The sequence below is a fragment of the Ensifer adhaerens genome (assembly GCF_001270265.1).
GTDB classification, from domain to species: Bacteria; Pseudomonadota; Alphaproteobacteria; order Rhizobiales; family Rhizobiaceae; genus Ensifer; species Ensifer adhaerens_B.
Genome location: NZ_LGAP01000007.1, coordinates 157,739 through 177,498, shown reverse-complemented (window position 1 = coordinate 177,498; position 19,760 = coordinate 157,739). Strand labels below are relative to the sequence as shown.

Annotated in this window: 15 protein-coding genes and 3 pseudogenes; 15 read left to right on the top strand and 3 right to left on the bottom strand. The window is 60.1% G+C overall.

All coding sequences use genetic code 11. The features are described from left to right. The first annotated feature begins 38 nt into the window (after positions 1-38). The 6 genes from AC244_RS14340 to AC244_RS14315 all read left to right on the top strand — a co-directional run bounded on the left by AC244_RS14340 (position 39) and on the right by AC244_RS14315 (position 5,068). Positions 39-416 carry a DUF1330 domain-containing protein gene (locus tag AC244_RS14340; protein ID WP_053249494.1) on the top strand — a complete coding sequence of 126 codons (378 nt, stop codon included), beginning with the start codon at positions 39-41 and terminating at the stop codon, positions 414-416. 80 nt (positions 417-496) lie between these two features. Then, the gene (locus AC244_RS14335; protein WP_053249493.1) at positions 497-1,561 is read left to right on the top strand and encodes an alpha/beta hydrolase family protein; all 1,065 of its coding nucleotides are present in this window, start codon (positions 497-499) and stop codon (positions 1,559-1,561) included. Between the two features lie 190 nt (positions 1,562-1,751). Beyond that, on the top strand, positions 1,752-2,603 hold the full coding sequence (locus AC244_RS14330) for an SDR family oxidoreductase (protein WP_053249492.1): 852 nt from the start codon (positions 1,752-1,754) through the stop codon (positions 2,601-2,603). A 37-nt stretch (positions 2,604-2,640) separates the two neighbouring features. Beyond that, positions 2,641-3,783, top strand: a complete 1,143-nt coding sequence (locus tag AC244_RS14325; protein ID WP_082366853.1) for an aldo/keto reductase — start codon at positions 2,641-2,643, stop codon at positions 3,781-3,783. Between the two features lie 104 nt (positions 3,784-3,887). Further along, a complete protein-coding gene (locus AC244_RS14320) occupies positions 3,888-4,358 on the top strand; it encodes a cytochrome P460 family protein (protein ID WP_234716937.1) in 471 nt (156 codons plus the stop codon). 53 nt (positions 4,359-4,411) lie between these two features. Then, positions 4,412-5,068, top strand: a complete 657-nt coding sequence (locus tag AC244_RS14315) for a DUF4405 domain-containing protein (RefSeq protein WP_234716936.1) — start codon at positions 4,412-4,414, stop codon at positions 5,066-5,068. Positions 5,069-5,344: 276 nt separating this feature from the next. Here AC244_RS14315 and AC244_RS14310 read toward each other — a convergent pair whose 3' ends face one another. Then, positions 5,345-6,238 (bottom strand): LysR family transcriptional regulator, encoded by an 894-nt coding sequence (locus tag AC244_RS14310; protein WP_053249490.1) that lies wholly within the window; start codon positions 6,236-6,238, stop codon positions 5,345-5,347. A 136-nt stretch (positions 6,239-6,374) separates the two neighbouring features. On the opposite strand from AC244_RS14310, the gene AC244_RS14305 reads away from it, so the two are divergent. From AC244_RS14305 to AC244_RS14290, 4 genes and pseudogenes are all read left to right on the top strand, one after another. Continuing rightward, positions 6,375-7,808 carry an MFS transporter gene (locus AC244_RS14305; protein WP_053249489.1) on the top strand — a complete coding sequence of 478 codons (1,434 nt, stop codon included), beginning with the start codon at positions 6,375-6,377 and terminating at the stop codon, positions 7,806-7,808. 16 nt (positions 7,809-7,824) lie between these two features. Then, a complete protein-coding gene (locus tag AC244_RS14300) occupies positions 7,825-8,814 on the top strand; it encodes an aldo/keto reductase (protein ID WP_053249488.1) in 990 nt (329 codons plus the stop codon). A 537-nt stretch (positions 8,815-9,351) separates the two neighbouring features. Then, positions 9,352-9,981, top strand: coding sequence for an alpha/beta hydrolase (locus tag AC244_RS14295; protein ID WP_234716935.1), 630 nt, complete (start codon positions 9,352-9,354; stop codon positions 9,979-9,981). Positions 9,982-10,024: 43 nt separating this feature from the next. Beyond that, a pseudogene (locus tag AC244_RS14290) lies at positions 10,025-10,282 on the top strand (aldo/keto reductase); the annotation flags it as partial. A gap of 114 nt (positions 10,283-10,396) precedes the next feature. Here the strand turns inward: AC244_RS14290 and traA are convergent. Further along, positions 10,397-13,705 carry a Ti-type conjugative transfer relaxase TraA gene (traA, locus tag AC244_RS14285; protein ID WP_053249485.1) on the bottom strand — a complete coding sequence of 1,103 codons (3,309 nt, stop codon included), beginning with the start codon at positions 13,703-13,705 and terminating at the stop codon, positions 10,397-10,399. A 626-nt stretch (positions 13,706-14,331) separates the two neighbouring features. Between traA and AC244_RS14280 the strand changes: the two genes are divergently transcribed. The 3 genes and pseudogenes from AC244_RS14280 (at position 14,332) to AC244_RS38845 (ending at position 15,809) form a co-directional block, all read left to right on the top strand. Next, on the top strand, positions 14,332-14,634 hold the full coding sequence (locus AC244_RS14280; protein ID WP_053249484.1) for a hypothetical protein: 303 nt from the start codon (positions 14,332-14,334) through the stop codon (positions 14,632-14,634). Beyond that, positions 14,631-15,515: pseudogene (locus tag AC244_RS14275) on the top strand (type IV secretory system conjugative DNA transfer family protein); the annotation flags it as partial. The gene AC244_RS14280 and the pseudogene AC244_RS14275, both read left to right, overlap by 4 nt. A 159-nt stretch (positions 15,516-15,674) precedes the next feature. Further along, positions 15,675-15,809 carry a 3-hydroxyacyl-CoA dehydrogenase family protein gene (locus tag AC244_RS38845; protein ID WP_414735926.1) on the top strand — a complete coding sequence of 45 codons (135 nt, stop codon included), beginning with the start codon at positions 15,675-15,677 and terminating at the stop codon, positions 15,807-15,809. Positions 15,810-16,019: 210 nt separating this feature from the next. Here the strand turns inward: AC244_RS38845 and AC244_RS14270 are convergent, their stop codons facing one another. Beyond that, a complete protein-coding gene (locus AC244_RS14270) occupies positions 16,020-16,670 on the bottom strand; it encodes a GntR family transcriptional regulator (RefSeq protein ID WP_053249483.1) in 651 nt (216 codons plus the stop codon). A 151-nt stretch (positions 16,671-16,821) separates the two neighbouring features. On the opposite strand from AC244_RS14270, the pseudogene AC244_RS14265 reads away from it, so the two are divergent. Both AC244_RS14265 and AC244_RS14260 read left to right on the top strand, forming a co-directional pair. Next, a pseudogene (locus AC244_RS14265) lies at positions 16,822-18,278 on the top strand (malonyl-CoA decarboxylase). Then, positions 18,232-19,740 (top strand): malonate--CoA ligase, encoded by a 1,509-nt coding sequence (locus tag AC244_RS14260; RefSeq protein ID WP_053249482.1) that lies wholly within the window; start codon positions 18,232-18,234, stop codon positions 19,738-19,740. Before AC244_RS14265 ends, AC244_RS14260 begins: the two are co-directional and overlap by 47 nt. Positions 19,741-19,760 lie beyond the last annotated feature (20 nt).

Below are 19,760 nucleotides of genomic sequence, written 5' to 3'. Positions count from 1 at the left end.
GGAGAAACTTGGCCAATCGACACAAAGGGACATCTAACATGAAGACACTCGTATTCGGCGCAGCGATCGCCATCGCCTTGGCTTTCGGCTCTGCTGGTCATGCACAGGATGCGCAGGCACCCGGTTACATGATCGCCAACTACACGATCAAGGATCAGGCTGGCTTCCAGAAATATATGGAAGAGGCAGGCCCGCTGGCTCCGCAGTTCGGCGGCAAGGTCATCGTTTTCAACCTGAATGCGACAGCAGTCGAAGGCAAGCCACAGTCCGTCATGGCCATCGCCGAGTTCCCGAGCGTTGCGGACGCCCAACGGTTCTACGACTCGCCGGAATACACCGCCGCAAGGAAGTTTCGCGTAGCCTCGACCGAAGGTTCGGTCGTGATCACCGAGGGCTTCGTTCCTCCCAAGCAGTGACGGGCAACGACGCGGATCACGACCCGTGCGCCGCCGCAAGTTCCCTCACACATCGACCTCTCGTCAAGAAGGAGCCGGAAATGGGCAACCCAAGTGACACCACCCTTCAACAGGACAGTGCAGCGTCGAGCAGCCGTCGGCAGCTTTTGAAAGCCGGCGCGGCACTCGCCACCCTTCCTATCATGGCCGCCGCCTCTGCCAGCGCGCAGGCCGCAGACGTGAAAGCGACAACGGCCGTGACCGACACGAACTCAGAAGAGTTTATCAACGGCATGGCCGATCTGATGGCGCACTCGACCCGCACTCCCATTCTGCGCTGGCCGCATGAGTATGGCATGGACTACGAGGAAATCTTCTTCCCCGCGATGGACGGCGTCACGATCGAGGGCTGGTTCATTCCCGCCGATTCAGATCGCCTGATCATTTGCAACCATCCCATGCCCTGCAATCGCTACGGATATCCGGGCCACCTTGAGCCGTGGACCAATTTCGGCGGCTTCGAGGTGAACTTCCTGCCGGAATACAAGGTCCTGCATGATGCAGGCTACAACATCATCGCCTACGACATGCGCAACCACGGCCGCAGCGGCACGGGCAGCGGCGGCGTCAACGGCCACGGGGTCCTTGAATATCGTGATGTCGTCGGGTCGATGCGATACGCCAAATCCAGGCCCGACACCAAGGACATGAAAACGGTCCTCTACAGCCGCTGCCTCGGAGCCAATGCAACCATCGTCGGCATGCAGAAGCACCCGGCGGAGTTCGAACACATCAAGGCGATGATCGCGCTGCAGCCAGTCTCGCCGAGCGTATTCGTCCAGACAGCGGTCGAAAACCAGAAGATCGAGAACGGCCTGGAACGCTTCGACGTCGCGTTCCACAAGCGGACCGGATTTCATCTCGCGGACGTCTGGCCGATGGAATATGCCAAGGCGGTTACCGTGCCGACCCTCGTCGCCCAGGTTCGTGATGACTTCCTGACCAAGCCATCCAATGTCCAGGAAATCTACGACACCATCTCGTCGAAGGATAAGAAGCTGTTCTGGATCGAAGGCACGGATCAGCGCTTCCAGGGATACAACTACTTTGGCCAGAACCCGCAGCTCGTGCTCGACTGGTTTGGCACGCACATCAACGCCGTCTGACAGCTCGATCAGTTCTGTCTCCAGGAAAGTCACATCAGAAAGCCGCCTGGCAGCCGAGGAATCGCTACCAGGCGTTGTCGTCAAAAGCGCCTATTTAGAAACGCGGTTTCTAAGTACATGCAGATAATACCGCCTAATCGGCACTCTCCGCGTGACCTATCTTGCCTTCAGACAACGAAGGAATGTGGCTATGAGCAACGTATGGATGATCACAGGTGCCGGGCGCGGCATGGGGTTGGATTTCGCAAAGGCCGCTCTGGCGGCGGGTCACAAGGTGGTTGCAACTGGTCGTGATCCCGAGAAGGTGGCCAAGGCCATTGGACAGCCCGCAGACTTGCTTGTCGTCAAACTCGACGTGAACAAGTCCGTGGATGCCGAGCAGACGGTGAAGTCGGCGGTCGAACGTTTTGGCCACATCGATGTGCTGGTCAACAACGCCGCGAGCTTCTTCGCTGGATATTTCGAGGAACTGACTCCCGCCCAGATGGACATGCAACTGTTGACGAGCCTCATCGGCCCAATGAACGTCACCCGCGCCGTCCTTCCCGTCATGCGCAAACAGCTTGCCGGAAAAATCATCTCGATATCGTCGAGCGCGGGTTTTGGCGGCTTCGAATTCGGAAGCGCCTATGCAGCTTCCAAGTTCGCGCTTGAAGGATGGATGGAGTCGATCCAGGCCGAGGTCGCGCCATTCGGCATTCAGACCATGATCGTCAATCCGGGTTTCTTCCGCACCGAGCTTCTGACCGAGGAGTCGACCAATTACGCGGTCCCCTCGATCGAGGACTATGCCGAGCGGCGGGCACAACAGTTGGAGTTCTGGAAGTCCTACAATGGCAAGCAATCCGGTGACCCCGCCAAGCTTGCCCGGGCTTTGCTGACGCTCACCAATTTGGACGAACTGCCAGCCCGCTTCATCGCAGGTGCAGATGCCATCGGCACCGCAGAACAAAAGATCATCAGCCTCCGGAAGCAGATCGATGCCCATCGGCAGCTCTCGACCTCTCTGAGTTTCGACGAAGTTGCCGCCCCAGGCAACTGATCGCCCTCCGCCAGACCGTGAGAACCAGGAGAAGATCATGCACAAAACAAACGAACCGACCGGATCGAACGCAGAAAGCCGCTCAGCGCTGAACCGCCGAGACTTCCTGACGACTGCCGCGCTCGTTGGCGCAGCATTGCCCCTTGGGTCAATGGCATGGGCCGCAACATCCAAGCAGACCAAGGAAACCAATATGAAGACCCGCAAACTCGGAACGCTTGAAGTCTCGGAAATTGGCGCGGGAGCCATGAGCATCAGCGCCAATTACGGCCCGCCCGCGGACATCGCCCAGGGCATCAAGACGCTGCGCACGGCGCATGACAACGGTGTGACCTTCTTCGACACCGCCGAAGTCTACGGTCCGTATACCAGTGAAGAACTCGTCGGCGGAGCACTCGCGCCCATCCGCGATCAGGTGAAGATTGCTACAAAGTTCGGTTTCGCCCTCGACGGCACAATCGGACTGAACAGCCGGCCGGAGCGCATCAAGCAGGTTGCCGAGGCTTCGTTGAAGCGCCTCAAGACCGATCGTATCGATCTGTTCTACCAGCATCGCGTCGATCCTAACGTGCCGATCGAAGACGTCGCGGGCGCGGTCAAGGACCTGATCCAGGAAGGCAAGGTTCTGCTTTTCGGTCTCTCCGAACCGAGCGCGAAGACGATCCGGCTGGCGCACGCTGTTCAGACGGTCGCCGCCGTGCAGACTGAATATTCCATGATGGAAAGAAGCCCGGAAACCAATGGTGTGCTCGCTGCCTGCGAGGAACTCGGCATCGGCTTCGTTCCGTGGGGGCCAGTTGGGATGGGCTACCTCACCGGGAAGATGGATGGCAACACGAAGCTGGACCCGAAGACCGACCTCCGCACGACCTTCGAGCGGTTCAGCCGCGAAAGCCTTGCTGCGAACATGCCGATCATCGATTTCCTGAAGAAGTACGCCGGGACTAAGGGCGCGACGCCTTCGCAGATCGCACTTGCATGGCTGCTTGCCCGGAAACCGTTCATCGTTCCGATCCCCGGCACACGAAACGTCGATCATCTCAACGAGAACCTCGGCGCGCTGCGCGTGGAACTCACGCCTGCAGACCTCATCGAGATCGATGCGGCCCTTTCCAAGATCACGGTACATGGCGGTCGCATGAACGAGATGCAGATGGAACTGGTCGACGTCTCTGCCTAGCCGCAGGACGTTTGTCATGCTGGGCACCCAGGCGGTGCTCGGCCAAGCCTTGCCGCCTCTGGCTATGACTGGCCCGAAAATCAATGTACCGAGAAAGGCTCTTCATGCTCTCTACGCGCATAATTTCCCTCATCGCAGTCACCGTCACGATCCTTCTTCCGCTTGGGGTCGGAGCGAGGGCGGACACCAATCGCGCCACCTTTCCCGCGGACTTCGACAAATTCGACCTCTATGCGACTTACGACCGTGGCTCATCGAAGGAAGAAGCGTTCGCTCTTCCCGAAACGATCGAGCTCTCGAAATCCGGAAAGCCACTGCCAGCCGGCACCCGGTTGGTGCTCGGCATCTGGACGGACTACAAACTCACGGGCTATTTCGTGATGCATAAGGGCGTGGACTGGGGTCTTGACGTCGAAGAAGAGCGTCGTACAGGCGACTGGCACTTCCAACAGTTCGGCCTCGACAAGCAGGTGAACCGGACCGCGATTGCTGACCGATGCGAGTCGTGCCATCAGTCGCAGGCCAGCAATGACTTCATGTTCACGATCGACCGGATGCGGGACTATCTTCCGTGACACCCTCGCTTCCCATCCGGCTGGGCATGACTTTCGCTGCGGGCGGCTTGCTGATGGCAGCCTTGGCCTATGATCGGCTCGGCAACGTGGCGCATGAGATCATCGGAACGGTCATGTTCGCGCTGCTGATCGCCCACAACACTTTCAACCGACGTTGGTATGCAAGGGCTTCGATGGGCGGCCGTAACAACCTGCGTGGATGGGTCAACATCGTCGTCATCGTCGCTCTGCTCTCGACTATGCTGGCGCTCCTGGTGACGAGCCTCATGATATCGCGCAGCATGTTCAGCTTCCTGCCGTTCAGCGGAGGCTATAGCGCCCGTCAAATTCATGGGCTCGCCGCGTATTGGGCGCTCATCATCGTTTCCGTCCACATTGGCATGCGATGGTCAATGATCATGGGCGTGACGAGTGGATGGCTCCGGATCAGTGACCGGAGCAATGTCAGGACCGCTGTCCTTCGCACATTGGCCGTCGCCATTGCCGCCTATGGTATCCATAGTTCATTCGTGATCGGTATCAGATCGAGACTTATGGCCGAGATAACGATGAACTTCTGGGATTTCAGCCAACCCTCCGTTGGGTTCTTTCTCCACATCGCTTCGATCATCGTGCTTTACGTATGCTCTGCGCACTACGCGATGAAATTGGCAAGTATGCTGAACCTGGCCCAGAATGGGCGGCATCGTCGGCTTCCAGATGCGCGCTAAGGTCGGCTTTGGGCCGACAGTTGTCATTGTCTGTACTTGCTACAGGAGAACGGATTTGTTCCCAGGTATGAGTTCATCAATCTGGTCCTGCTTGTAGCCGTTGCGTCGAGGCCGCGCAGTTTGGCTTCGATTCGATAAAGCCGTCCTCCGCAATTGGAGCACGCCCAGTGCGCGTGATCTCAACCAGCTGACCCGTACGTGCGCCCAACATTGGCCGATCACAGAACATGGCTACGACACAACGTGGGCGCAGAAACCGGTGACGTTGCTGGTGCATTATCCCCGGAAGCGAAGCGCATCGACGACAACCGCAAATGCCGGAGAGGTATGCCTTCGATTGGGGTAGTACAGATGATAGCCCGAAAACGGCTCGCACCAGTCTTCCAAAACCCGGATCAAGTCACCCCTGCGGACCTCATCCACCACTTGGTCCTCGGGCATATACGCCAGACCAAGGCCGCGTAGCGCGGCGTCGCGACGCATTCCCAAGTTATTGAAGACGAGCTGGCCTTCGACCCTGACCTTGACCTCATGCCCGTCCTTTTCGAACTCCCATGGAAATATGTTTCCATAGGTCGGCATGCGAATCTGGATGCAGTTGTGGGCCGTGAGGTCCTGGGGTGTCTCGGGCCACGGATTGTGTTGGAAATACGACTTCGCGCCCACGACGGCCATGCGCATCTCCGGTCCGATCTTGATGGCGATCATGTCCTTGGCGACCTGCTCACCAAGCCGAACACCCGCGTCATAACGTTCCGCGACGATGTCCGTCAGTCCGTAGTCGACGGTAATCTCGACTTTGACGTCCGGGTAATTGGGAAGAATTTTTTCAAGTGCGGGTGCGAGAACGGAGATCGCGGCGTGTTCACCCGCCGTGATCCGGACGGTTCCGGCAGGTTTGTCCCGCATCTCGCTGAGTGCCGACAGTTCTGTCTGGATTTCATCGAACCGCGGCCCCGCCGTCAGAAGGAGGCGCTCTCCCGCAGGCGTCGGTGAGACGCGCCGTGTCGTCCTTGTCAGCAGTCTCAGACCCAACCGCTCCTCAAGGCCCCGCACTGTCTGGCTCAACGCGGACTGCGAGACGCCGAGCTTGACGGCCGCCCGGGTAAAACTCTCCTCGCGGGCGACCGTGACGAAGGCGACCAAATCGTTGAAGTTCTCCTGCGGCATTCATTAGGCGTCCTTATAGCTTCATCCCGATTAGTGCTCCTAATCGAAAAGGTCGGCAAGGAATATATCTTTCTGGCATGGACACCGCAGCTTCGCCGTGGAGGACGGCCTTGCCAAGCGCAGAACGGAACACCCGATGCCAGACAAACAACAGACCGTCTCCCCTACGCAGAAAACCGCGATTCTCTCGATCATCCTGATCAGTTACGTGATGATCGTCCTCGACATCTCGGTCGTGCTGACCGGACTTCCGAAAATCCATCACGAGCTCGGGTTCACAGATGCTGGGCTGGCCTGGGTGCAGAGTGCCTACACGCTCACTTTCGGTGGCTTCCTTCTCCTTGGAGCGAGGGCTGGCGACATCCTCGGCCGCCGTCGGATGTTCATTGTCGGCATGGCGATCTTCACACTGGCTTCCGTCGCCATCGGAGCCTCCCATTCATCGGAGTGGATGCTGTCCTGGCGGGCGATCCAGGGTCTAGGCTCGGCCATCCTCGCACCCTCGACGCTGGCCCTGCTGCAGACCAATTTCGATGAAGGCGAGGAACGCGTCCGGGCGGTGTCTCTCTACAGCGCCGCAGCTGGCGTTTCCGCCACTCTCGGACTGATTGTCGGTGGCCTTCTCGCTGACTGGCTGTCGTGGCGTGTCGGCTTCCTGATCAACCTGCCGATCGGGATCGCAATGATCCTCGCGGCGCGTACGCACATTCCTGAAACGGAAAAGCGGCCCGGAGCCTTCGACGTCCCCGGAGCGCTCGCCTCGACGGTCGGCATGAGCGGGCTTGTCTACGGCTTCATCCGTTCGGCCAAGGCAGGATGGGACACGACCACCATCGCAACCCTCATCGCCTCAATCATCCTGCTTGCCTTCTTCGTACTCATTGAACGCCGTGCCCAGCAACCCATCCTTCCGCTTCGCCTGTTTTCGGATATCGAGCGTTCGGGAGCCTACGGCGCGCGTGTCCTCTATCTCGGGGCAATGGTCGGGTTCTTCTTCTTCACCACCCTCTACCTGCAGGAAGTCGCGGGTTTCCGTCCGGCGCTCACGGGTCTCGCCTTCGTCCCGGCCACGATGCTGCACGTACCGATTGCCATCATTGTCCCGCGCCTTATCCGCCGCTTCGGCCGCAACACGATCCTCGTCGTAGGGATGCTTATCGGCATCGTCGCCATGGGCTGGTTGAGCCGTGCGGGTGTCGGCTCCAACTACTGGACCGCCGTCGCACTGCCGATGATCCTGATCGGGATCAGCCAGGGGCTGACCCTCAGCCCCCTGACATCCTCCGGTGTTGCCCGGGTGGATCATTCGGATGCCGGAGCTGCGTCTGGCGCGGTCAACGTCGCACACCAGATGGGAAGTTCCGTTGGGCTGAGCGTGCTGATCGCCATCGCGGCTATCGGATCATCGGGCCTCAACGGGCCGGAACTCACAGCTTACCGTGTATCGCACGCCTTCGACGCCGGGACGGTGATGCTGGTCCTCACATTGGTGGTCGCAGTCCTGACCATCGTGCCTGCGGCATCGCGGCAGGTAAACCCCGCTACCGTGCCCGCGAAGTGCACGGCCTAATCGAGGGAAGACAGCAATGCAGAAACGCAAAATCGGAACCCTTGAAGTCTCTGCCCTCGGCCTCGGCTGTATGAGCATGAGCGCCCTCTACGGACCGCCGGCCGACAAGGACGCGATGATCAAGCTGATCCGCTTCGCCCACGCCCAAGGCGTGACGCTGTTCGATACAGCCGAGTCCTACGGACCCTTCATCAACGAGGAACTCGTCGGCGAGGCGCTGGCTCCGATCCGCGACAATGTCGTCATAACCACCAAGTTCGGCTTCGATATCGATCTCGCGACGGGTGAGCGCCGCGGCGGCACGAACAGCCGTCCGGAGCATATCAAGGCCGTCGCCGAAGCCTGCCTCAAGCGGCTCAAGACTGACCGCATCGATCTCTTCTACCAGCACCGCGTCGATCCGGCAGTTCCGATCGAAGACGTCGCGGGCGCGGTGAAGGACCTGATCACGGAAGGTAAGGTCAAGCACTTCGGGCTTTCTGAAGCGGGTGTCGGTACCATCCGTCGTGCGCACGCCGTTCAGCCCGTCACAGCTGTCCAGAGCGAATACTCGTTGTTCTGGCGCGGTCCTGAAGCCGAACTGCTCCCCGCGCTCGAGGAACTCGGGATCGGCTTCGTGCCATTCAGCCCGCTCGGCGCTGGTTTCCTGACGGGCAAGATCGACGAGAACACCAAGTTCGACCCAACGGACTTCCGTAACAACGTTCCGCGCTTCACGCCGGAAGCGCGCAAGGCGAACTTCGCCTTGGTCGATGCGATCAAAGTGATCGCCGAGAACAAGCGCTCGACACCTGCCCAAGTCGCGCTCACATGGCTGCTTGCCCAGAAACCGTGGATTGTCCCGATCCCCGGCACGACCAAGCAGCATCGCCTCGAGGAGAACCTCGGCAGCATCGGTCTTGAACTCACCTCGGCAGACCGCGCGGAAATCGACGCGGTCCTCGCGAAGATCGAAATCGTCGGCGACCGCCTTCCCGAAGCGGCCATGAAAATGACCGGGCGCTGACATGGAGGTATTGACCTCCTGTTTCGAGTTCAATGCCATAGCCACGTCTTGGGAGATCAACACGCCAGCGCCGCTCGGGCCGGAGACCAAAGAACTTGTCCTCCATCTCGTGACACGGCCGCACGTGGATGATCGATGCGCCGACGGAAACCATTGAAGGGAGTCCGCCATTGAGCAGCCTGAAGACCGTCCTCCTGGCGGCTCTGCCACTGCTATTCGACCCCTCGACTGGAAGGACCGAAACCGCGATGCCGACGTCCGAGCGTTCCGAGAACGCCGAACGGCGTCATCTCTCCGCCAAAAGCACGGTCGGGGATATCCTGCTCCACCCTTCATTCTTGGGTTACGCGCGTCACGTCCTGCCTTGGGACGATCGCCGTTACGACGAGCGGATGGAGCTGCGCGACATCGGCGACTTGCTTCCCTACCACAGCGCCGTCGAGACCGCGACGGTGCTCGGCGGGTTAAACCGCATGATCGAAGACGCGGCAGGCGGGAACCAAGTCTTCTACGACATCTATTCCGATGCCGAAAAACGTGACGACCCAACCAAGGCCAAATACTGGATTGTTCTTCTTCCGCGGCAGGCCAGGAGCGCCGTTCGCGGTCGTCTCGCCGGGCGGCGGGTTCGCATATGTCGGCTCCGTCCACGAGGGCTTTCCCTACGCGGTGGAAATCAACCGACTGGGCTACAACGTCCTTGTCCTGAAATACCGTGTCGGCCAAGGCGGCAGGCTCCCCACGCAGGACCTCGCAGCCGCCATCTCCTTCGTCTTCAAGAACAGCAAAAGGCTCGATGTCGCCACGAATGGCTATTCCCTCTGGGGCAGCTCGGCCGGTGCGCGGATGGCGGCGGCTATCGGATCGCACGGGGTCGCTGCGTTCGGCGGGGATGACCTGCCAAAACCCGCAGCGGTCGTCATGGCCTATACCGCGCATTCAGACCGCTCTGACAGCGAACCGCCGTCCTTCGTCGTCGTGGGGTCGGATGACGGCATCGCTCCGCCCTCCTCCATGGAAAGCCGGATCACCGAACTGCGGCGGCTCGGCACGCGTGTCGAGTATCGAAAGTTTCCTTCCGTTGGCCACGGGTTCGGCACGGGCGTCGGTACCAGCGCGGAAGGTTGGATCGCGGAGGCCACCCGCTTCTGGGAACAGTCGCGGTGAGGTCCGGGATCTCTAAAACTCACAAACCAGGAAAGGAACAGAGATGACGATGAAAACGGGGATGGAACTCAACAGACGTGGACTGCTGCTGGCAGCGGGAGGTCTGACAGTCGTGGCTAGCGCAAACGCGGTGGTCGCTCAGACAACGACACGGCCGGCCGCTTCCACCGGGGCTTCCAAATCAGAGATCGGACGACGCAAGCTCGACTCGCTCGAGGTGTCGAGCGTGGGACTCGGCGTCCAGAACATGAGCCGCACATACCAGCAGACGATCCCGACGCGCGCCGAGATGCACAACATCACCTGAGCCGTAGCTGCAGAGAATTGAGCATTGCTTTGCCCCACTTGCTGCGAAGCGCGTGACGATCAACCCGTGCCTCAACTGCCCAGTTGTCATCTGCGTCGTTGAAACGGTTCACATCCCCAAACCCAGCCCCTTGTTGAGGCTCCGCTTCAGCTCATATTGACGCGACAGCTCTGCTCGCTGAGCGCGATCGGCAATGCGGGCCGTAGCCTTGATCCGTTCAAGGTTGGCGAAAACGTCCGGCCCAAGCCGCAGGTTTTCCTTCTTCAAATCGCGCGGGTCAGCGCTGCCAAATCGCTGCTCCAGTGCCTGGGCAACTTGTCTCGCCTCCTCAAGCGCCTGCTTTCCTTCCGGCGTGCCGGATAGCTGCTCGAGGAATTTCGGCTTCTCCGATCGCGACAAGCCGTCGAGCTGCTTCAGGATGGCCTCACTTCGGGGTGTGAGCCCCGGAACCTCGACGACATCCCGCTTCTCGCGGTTCCATTTTTCCGACTGGCACTCGGCCTCAAGTCGGCGTTCCCAGGTCCGACCGGCCGACGCGACGTGGTGGCCCAGCGCCTTGGCGTAATGGCGCGCGGCCTTGCGCTCCTTGTTGTTGCCCAGAAGACCGGACTTGCCACGTAGCTGTCCAAATTGCTCCGGACGCTCGGCAACGGATGCCGCCAGCGCTTGCGCCGCCATGCCCGTGTCCATGATGGCAACGCTGAGCTTGCCGGCAACACCGTCCGGATCGACATAGACATGCCGACCAATGGACCGCACCGCCTCCATCGCCCGCTCGAAGTCGGGCCTTGCCTTCTCGCGCGCCACATCCTCGACGCTGCGGGAATAACGCGAGACCGCCGGCACAAGCGGCTCGACCTTTTCAGGCGGCATCTCGATACCCTGACCGCGCTGCTGCGCACCAACTTTGACCGACGGCTGGAGCCCCGCGCGAACGCGCTCATCAGCCTTGTCGGGAGCAACAGACCGGTCCTCAGCCGGACCTGGCGAAAGGGTGACAGCAATCTCGCTGCGGACACCGAACTCTTCCGCAATACCTCGCCGCTCGGCAAAGACGCGCGCGTAATCGAGCGTCGTTTCCTTCGCGCCCGATCGGCTCATGCTGGTGCTGAGTGCCTTCATGTCCTTCAGCTCGTCGCGACCGACATAGAGCTGCACAAGATCGCGGTGGCGCGTCATGGCAACGTAGGTCAGATGCCGATCCATAGTGCCGGACGCCATGACGAATGCGCGATCGACAGTTGCCCCTTGGGATTTGTGAATGGTCGTCGCATAGCCATGGTCAAAGGCCTGATAACTATTCACGGGTATGGATACCACACGGCCATTGTTTTGCCCGCCGCCGTCGAGACGTATCTGTAGTGCACCCGGCCCGACGGCTAGCACCGTTCCTAGCATCCCATTTTTAACATCGAGGTCGCGATTGTTCTCCAGCAACGCAATCCGGTCGCCCGGCGCAAAAGACCGCTTGCCGTCATTGGTCTGATAGACGACCTCGCGCCCAAGCTCACCCTGCTCTTGTCCGCCTCGAGCCAGCCGCCCGCGCTCCTGAAGCGACACACGGATATCGGCATTGATTGCACGAACATCGATGCGCCGATGCGCCAATGCAATCCGCGATCCGGACGAGCGTTTTGCCAGATCGGAGAGATAATCACGGACCAAAACGGCGCGCGCCTCGTCCCTAATCTCCGAGAAGTTTACAGCGCCGCGATCGGCATAGGCGACAAGCCCCTCACCCGTGCGATGGGTGGCGAATGCGAACGACGCCTCCCGCTGCCAAGCTTCACTCTGCCGGCGAATTTCGGAAAGCTCGACAGCACCGACACGTTCCGCAATCGCCCGGAACGGAGATCCCGCCCTGATCGCCTGAAGCTGTTCGTGATCACCGACAAGGACGAGCTTCGCACCCCGTGCCTCGGCCTCGATCACGAACCTCGCCAACTGCTGACTTCCGACCATGCCGGCCTCGTCGATCACCAGAACGTCGCCCTTGCCAAGCTGCCCCCTGCCCGCCTGCCAGCCATACTCCCACGACGCCAACGTGCGCGCGGCAATGCCGGAGGATTCCTCCAATCCCTCCGCCGCTTTTCCGGCAAGTGCTGCACCATGGACCCGGTAACCCTGCCGCTCCCAGGCATCGCGCGCAGCAGCAAGCATGGTGGATTTTCCGGCGCCCGCAAAGCCAATCACCGCCGCGATCTGCGCCGGACCGGTGACATACTCAACGGCGACGCGCTGCTCCTCGCTCAACCCGGAACGCTCGATCGCCCGCTCCTGATCGGTGAGCCCCATTTCACCGTGTTCAACTTTTCCAGAGAGCGAGGCAGCTAGCCTTGCCCTGATCGCATCGTTCTGGATGCTCAGTGCCTGATCGACATGAAGCCGTTCAACGCCGTGGCGCAACGACTGGTCCATCCGCTCGGCGCTCGCGACCATGGCATGCTCGATCTCCCCCATCTCGCGCGTCGAATACCGCGCCAGTTCCCTTCCCGTCTCAGGCTTCAACTCGACCAATGCCGGTGACGCCATGACCGCCGCAAAGGCATTGCGAAACCCGTTCACGTCGTCGATGTAGCGATGCAGCGCGCGGGCGACATCATGGCGGTCAAACACACTCTTCTCGCCGGTGATGATGGACAGAACCTGCTCGGGCTTCCTGCGGATCAGGTCGGCATTCGACCGCGCCGCCTTCCTATCAATCCGTGCTCGCGACACGTCCAGCCCACGCCGGTCCATCTGCGAAGCATGGACGCCCATATGCTCGGTCGGCTCGATCTCGAGACCGCGTTCCAAATGGGAGCGGTGGTCTACCCGAACATCCAATCCGAGTCTTGCCAGATGCCGGTTTGCACGGTGCTCCCAGAGTTGTCGGATATCGCGAAGCTGCATATGCGATGTCGGCTGATCGTTGTTCAGGAGCCATTTGTTCTCGCGCTCGATCAGCGTCTTCTCGCCGAGCCCATGCTCGGTCACCACCCGTGTCGTCATCACCACATGGGCGTGAAAATTCCGGATATCGCTTTCGCCTTGCGGCTGGTGGATGGAGAAATCCACCGCGGCGCCATAACGGTTTGCCAGTTCCCGCGCAAAGCCGCGTGTCAGTGCCAAACGATCGGCCGCACTCACCTCATGTGGAAGTGCGATTTCAAACTCACGCGCAACCCGAGCATCCTTGCGAACCTCGGCGCGCTCCACTGCATTCCAAAGCGTTGAGCGATCCAGTGCCCACGATGCATCGACACCATCGGGAAGAATGATCTCGGAGTGTTCGACCCCTCGCTTCTGCGTGAAGTCATGCACGATGCCGTCGCGCTCGTTGACGATCTTCGTCGCGGATCGATAGGCGATCGCGGCAACCGCGCTTCGGCCGCCGCTTCGTGCGATCGGTTTCATGCTGCAATGGTAGATGGCCAAACGACACCCTCCAAAGTCGCACAACCATACCAAGCACCGAGTTGCACAGCAACTCGTAAGTGCGCCCTTATAAATTCGTTCGCTGCGATAACTCGGCCGCGATGTAACGTTCAGGCAGGCCCTACATGAAGCGGTTCTCATCATGAGATATGAGGTGGATGCTTGAGATTAAAGTAACCTTTGATTGCAAAATTTCATTGAGATGCTCGCGCAATCGGATATGCTGGTCGAGCAAATCAGGGATCGACAGAATGCGCAAACTTCAAGACGAGGCTGGTGCTCGAGTCGGGACATTGGCGCTCCCCGAACAACGGCGACAAAGTGACATAGATCGTCACGGTACTGCTTATCGAAAGCAGCCGGTTCACGAATTCGCTTGCACCCCCAGCAAGAAGGCAACCGATGTGGTGCGGCGTACATCTCCACCTGCAGTTGGGCCAATCTTGATGTCGTCGGCAAACACGTTGCAAAGCAATCGCCGGAGTTCGATTTCGCAAACTGTGACTTTGCATGTCTCAGCGAAGGCGTCGAAGCAACTGATAGTTCGAATTAGCTAGTTCGGGAGAGGCGCAGACAGGCGCCCTCCTTCATCTGAAACCCGACGTCCACAAGCGAAAGGAAACAGGATGGCACGAAAGAGCATAGAGGAACGCCTGGCTCAGCTCGAAGCGCAACGAAAAACGCTAAAAGCCCGATTGGGAAAACAGGAGCGCGCTGAGGACACCAGGCGCAAGGTTTTGCTAGGAGCGCTCGTGCTCGATCGCCTCGAACATGGCAAAGACGACGTTTCGCGCGCGCTGACCGATTGGTTGGCCCAAGAACTCCCCGGATTCCTCACGCGCGAGATTGATAAACAGCTGTTCGCCGGCCTGCTGATACAGGAAACCGCGCACGCGAACAGAGGGAGCGATGCGGAGACGAATGGATGATCCATCCCCGCCTAGCATGGGCCGCATCGAGGAACATGACACGCGCCGCTCTTCGTGACCCGATCTGGGCGTTCGTCGGGTTGATCAAATTGCCTTTCCGGGTATGGAAACCCGTCCTGCAAATCCTATTCATGCTCGCCATTCTCAATGTCGTCGGAATGGGCGGTCGGTTTGCCTTGAAGGATCTCGGCTATGGTTCGGGAACAATCCCGTATATCTCCCTGGACCTCATAACATTGGCGATCATTGCCCTCGTCACGTTTCGGGCCATCACCGCGCCGATCATTCTGCATTTTGGAGAAACCGGTGATGATGACACACACGGCTCGGCGCGCTTCGCCACCAACAAGGAAATAGCCCCTCTCACGTCTGCCAGCGGCGGGCTTTTGATCGGACGCAACGGCAAGAGCGGTAAGCTGCTGCGTTATGACGGCCCAGCCCATCTGCTGACCATGGCGCCGACGCGGACCGGCAAGGGAATCGGTACCATCATCCCCAATCTTCTGACTGCCGATCGTTCTGTGATCTGCATCGACCCCAAGGGCGAGAATGCCAAGATCACCGGTCGCGCTCGCCTAAAATTCGGACCGGTCTATGTGCTGGATCCTTTTGGTGTGTCGGGACAGCCTTCTGCCGCGTTCAATCCCCTTGATGCTCTCGACCGTGACGGCCTCGATGTCGCGGAAGACGCCAGCACGCTAGCCGATGCCCTTGTCTGCGACCAACCCGCCATGTCCGGGGAGGCCCATTGGAATGAGGAAGCCAAGGCACTGATCGCGGGTCTCATCCTCAACATCGTTGCAGAGGAATCCCGAACACGGCGAAACCTCTCGACGTTGCAGTTGGCATCGAGCACGATGTCGGACCAGCTTCTTCGCCTTGAATAGATTCGAACTGCTGGCAACTCTGTCGTTCTCATATGCCCTCCGGCGGCGCGAAGAAGCAGGTGACGTGACACTCGTTGGGATAAAGACAAAGATGGAAGTCACAGTCTCCCGAGGGAAGTTCCTCCCATAGAGATCAGGAAAATCCTGATTCAGATGATCAACGATTCGGTCTATACGCTCTACGAAGGCGTCGGTTCGATTGTCGATATCGAGCAGAGCATGAAGCTCGGCGCTAATCATCCAATGGGACCGTTGGAACTCGCCGACTTCATCGCCTCGACATCATGAACGTTTTCCAAGGCGGGCTCGCCGATACTAAGTACCCGGCCCGGCCCGCTGCTGGTGAAATATGCCGGCCCGGCTGGCTGTGGCGGAAGGTCGGGAGGGGCTTTTACGACTATCGCGGCGGAGCGCCCGTCCCGAGCCGCTGAACGGGAGGAGTGCCGAAGAACCGCGTCAAGATAGCAGTCCCTGCCGTCGTCCGAGGTTCGAGGTCGGTCATCTGGTCGCCATGCTTGCAACCAGATCGCTGAACCTCTCGCCCTGAATCCCGACATGCGCCCTGAGCAGGCGCCGCGCCTCCTCCCCGTCCCCGGCAAAAATGACATCGACAATGGCACAATGTTCCGTGAAGGATGTCGCGAGCCGATTGCGGACGCGCAGTTGAAGCCGTCGATAGGGGCGCAGGCGGCGGTGCAATTGCGTGCACTGCTCCTCGAGGAAGTCGCTCCGGCTGGCGGCGTAGATCGCCTTATGGAATGCCTCGTTGTCGTAATAATAAGCATCGCTGTCACCGGCCTCCGCCGAAAGCTCACAACGCCTGTGCGCTGCCGCGATCGCTTCGCGGGTCTTATCGTCTAGCCTACGCGCGGCCAGCGATCCGGCGAGCCCCTCCAGTTCCGCCATCACCTCGAACATCTCATAGACGCGGTGCGGTCCCGGATCGATGACGACGGCCCCTCTGCGAGGTCGAATTTCGATCAGGCCGATGGCGTCGAGCTGCATCAGCGCTTCGCGCACCGGCGTCCGTGAGACTCCGAAACGACTGGCAAGCACCATTTCGTCCAAGCGCTCGCCAGGGGAGAACTCGTTGGAAAGAATTGCGGTTTCAATCTCGTCCCGAAGCCATCGGCCGACATTTTCGGACATCTGTTCCGCTTCCTCATACATAAATATCGATCTTGTATACAAGACAATTGACGTCGTATACGCAATGTGACAGCTTACATACTACAGACGAGGCCGCTCGATGGGAAGCAGAACGCAACCAGGTCAGCGATTTGAGAAGGGGAGAATGGGCATGCCAGAGGCCTCTTTTTTCACGGACATGCTGCAGAGCATCACCGATCGCGGACGCAAGCTCCTGTTTTCCAGTTCACGCGCCTCCGGGGTCGCAACCAAGGCCGATCTCGAAACTCTCTGCGAGATGCTGCTATCGAGCCGGGGCGAAGCTTCCGGCATGGCCCTTGCCGCCGAAATACTCGCCCGCTGGGACGCACTCGACGCCGAGGGAGTGCAGCGGTTCTTTCAAATGCTTTCCGACAAGTTCGGACCCGACACGGCAAAACTCGACCAGGCGATTGAAAATTACCGCGCCGACAAGAGTTCAACCGCGATTATTGCCCTCCACCAGGCGGCCGAACCGCGGCGGCAGGAACTGCTGCGCCGATTGAACCACGCGCCGAGCGGTACGGCCAAGCTCGTCCGGATGCGTGAGCAGCTGATTGCCTCCAAAGAGCAAGCCACCGGCTTCCAGGCGCTCGACGCCGATTTCACCCACCTCTTCGGTTCCTGGTTCAACCGCGGCTTCCTGACGCTTCGGCCGATCGATTGGTCGACGCCGGCTCACATCCTGGAAAAGATCATCAAATACGAAGCCGTGCACGAGATTTCCGGCTGGGAAGAATTGCGCCGCCGGTTGGCCCCCGCCGATCGCCGCTGCTTCGCCTTCTTCCATCCGAGGCTCACGGACGAACCGCTTGTCTTCGTCGAAGTGGCGCTCACGCGATGGATGCCGAGTGCTATTGGCGACGTTCTCGACGAGGGTCGCGAGCAGATCAATGCCGACGAGGCGACGACCGCCGTCTTCTATTCGATCTCCAATTGCCAGGACGGTTTGCGCGGCATTTCCTTCGGCAATTTCCTGATCAAGCAGGTGGTGGAAGACCTGCGCAAGGACCTACCATCGCTGAAGAATTTCGTCACGCTCTCGCCCGTTCCAGGCTTTGCCCGGTGGCTCAAGTCCCACAATGCCGCGAGTGACCTGTCGGCTGCGGATCGCAAGGCTCTGACGCTGCTCGATGACCCGAAATGGGCCGATGACGAGAACATGGCGGTCGAGGTGGAGCGCGTGCTGCTGCCGCTTGCGGCGCGCTATTTCCTGATGGAACGGACACCGGAGGGTCGCCCAATCGACCCGGTGGCGCGGTTTCATCTCGGCAACGGCGCCCGACTGGAGAGGCTGAACTTTCTCGGCGACCGCTCGGCCAAGGCGATGCAGCAGGCGCATGGCCTTATGGTCAACTATCTCTACCAGCTCGAGGACATCGTCGCCAACCACGAGGCCTTGGCGCAGCGTGGCGAAGTGGTTGCCTCACCGGCGGTCAAGGGCTTGCTCAATCAGAACGGCGAAGGCCGCCGCGGCACTGTCGCCAGCAAGGCTGCCAGCCGTTCGCGCAAATGGTGAATTCAAGGATCGGAGGAGGCGAAAGTGAGCAACCATCTTTTCGACGCCATAAGGGCCGCTGCATCGGGTGACGCGCCATTCATTCGGGTGAACGGTGGCCGTACCTGGACGTATATGGATGCGCTCGATCTGTCGGGCCGTATCGCAAGCGCGATGGATACGCTCGGCATCCGCCCAGGCGACCGGGTTGCCGTGCAGGTCGACAAGAGTTCCGAGGCCTTGATCCTCTATCTCGCCTGCCTTCGCTCAGGCGCGGTTTATCTGCCGCTCAATACCGCCTATACGCTCGCCGAGCTCGACTATTTCATCGGCGATGCCGAACCGCGGCTGGTTGTCGTGTCCTCGAGTGCCCGAGAAGGCGTCTCAACGATCGCCGAGCCTCACGGTGCGATTGTCGAAACCCTTGACGCCGATGGTACCGGCTCGCTTCTCGATCTCGCGAGAGACGAACAAGCCGACTTCGTCGATGCCTCACGCACGGCCGACGATCTGGCAGCGATCCTCTATACGTCGGGAACGACCGGACGTTCCAAGGGGGCGATGCTCACCCACGGCAACCTGCTCTCAAACGCGCTGACCTTGCGCAACTACTGGCGCGTCACGGCTGACGATCGGTTGATCCATGCCTTGCCGATCTTCCACACCCATGGCCTGTTCGTCGCCACCAACGTCACATTGCTTGCCGGCGCTTCGATGTTCCTGCTACCGAAATTTGACCCGGACGAGGTCGTGTCGTTGATGGCGCAGGCGACTCTCCTGATGGGCGTCCCGACCTTTTACGTGCGCCTGCTGCAGAGCCCGCGCCTCGACCGGCAGGCCGTCGCGAACATGCGCCTCTTCATCTCCGGTTCGGCGCCGCTGCTTGCCGAAACGCATGTGGAGTTCAGGAAGCGCACCGGTCTTGCGATCCTGGAACGCTACGGCATGACCGAAACCAACATGAACACGTCGAACCCCTATGATGGAGATAGGATTGCCGGAACGGTCGGCTTTCCGCTGCCCGGCGTGACGGTGCGCGTCACCGATCCGGCGACCGGCACCGAGGTTGCACCCGAAGAAACCGGCATGATTGAAATCAAGGGACCGAACGTCTTCAAGGGCTATTGGCGCATGGCGGAGAAGACGGCCGCGGAATTCACCGCCGACGGTTACTTCATCAGCGGCGACCTCGGTAAGATCGACGGACAAGGCTATGTCCACATCGTCGGCCGCAGCAAGGACCTGGTGATTTCGGGCGGCTACAACATCTATCCCAAAGAGGTGGAAGGCGAGATCGACCAGCTCGAGGGGGTCGCCGAGAGCGCGGTCATCGGCGTTCCGCATCCCGATTTCGGCGAGGGCGTCACCGCCATCGTTGTTTGCAAGCCCGACGCGACGCTCGATGAAAAGGCGATCCTGGGCGCGCTCCAGGACCGGCTCGCCCGCTACAAGCAACCCAAGCGCATCATCTTCACCGAGGATCTGCCGCGCAACACCATGGGCAAGGTCCAGAAGAACGTTCTGCGGCAGAAATACGCCGACCTTTACACATAACGACGTGACCCGTCCCTGCT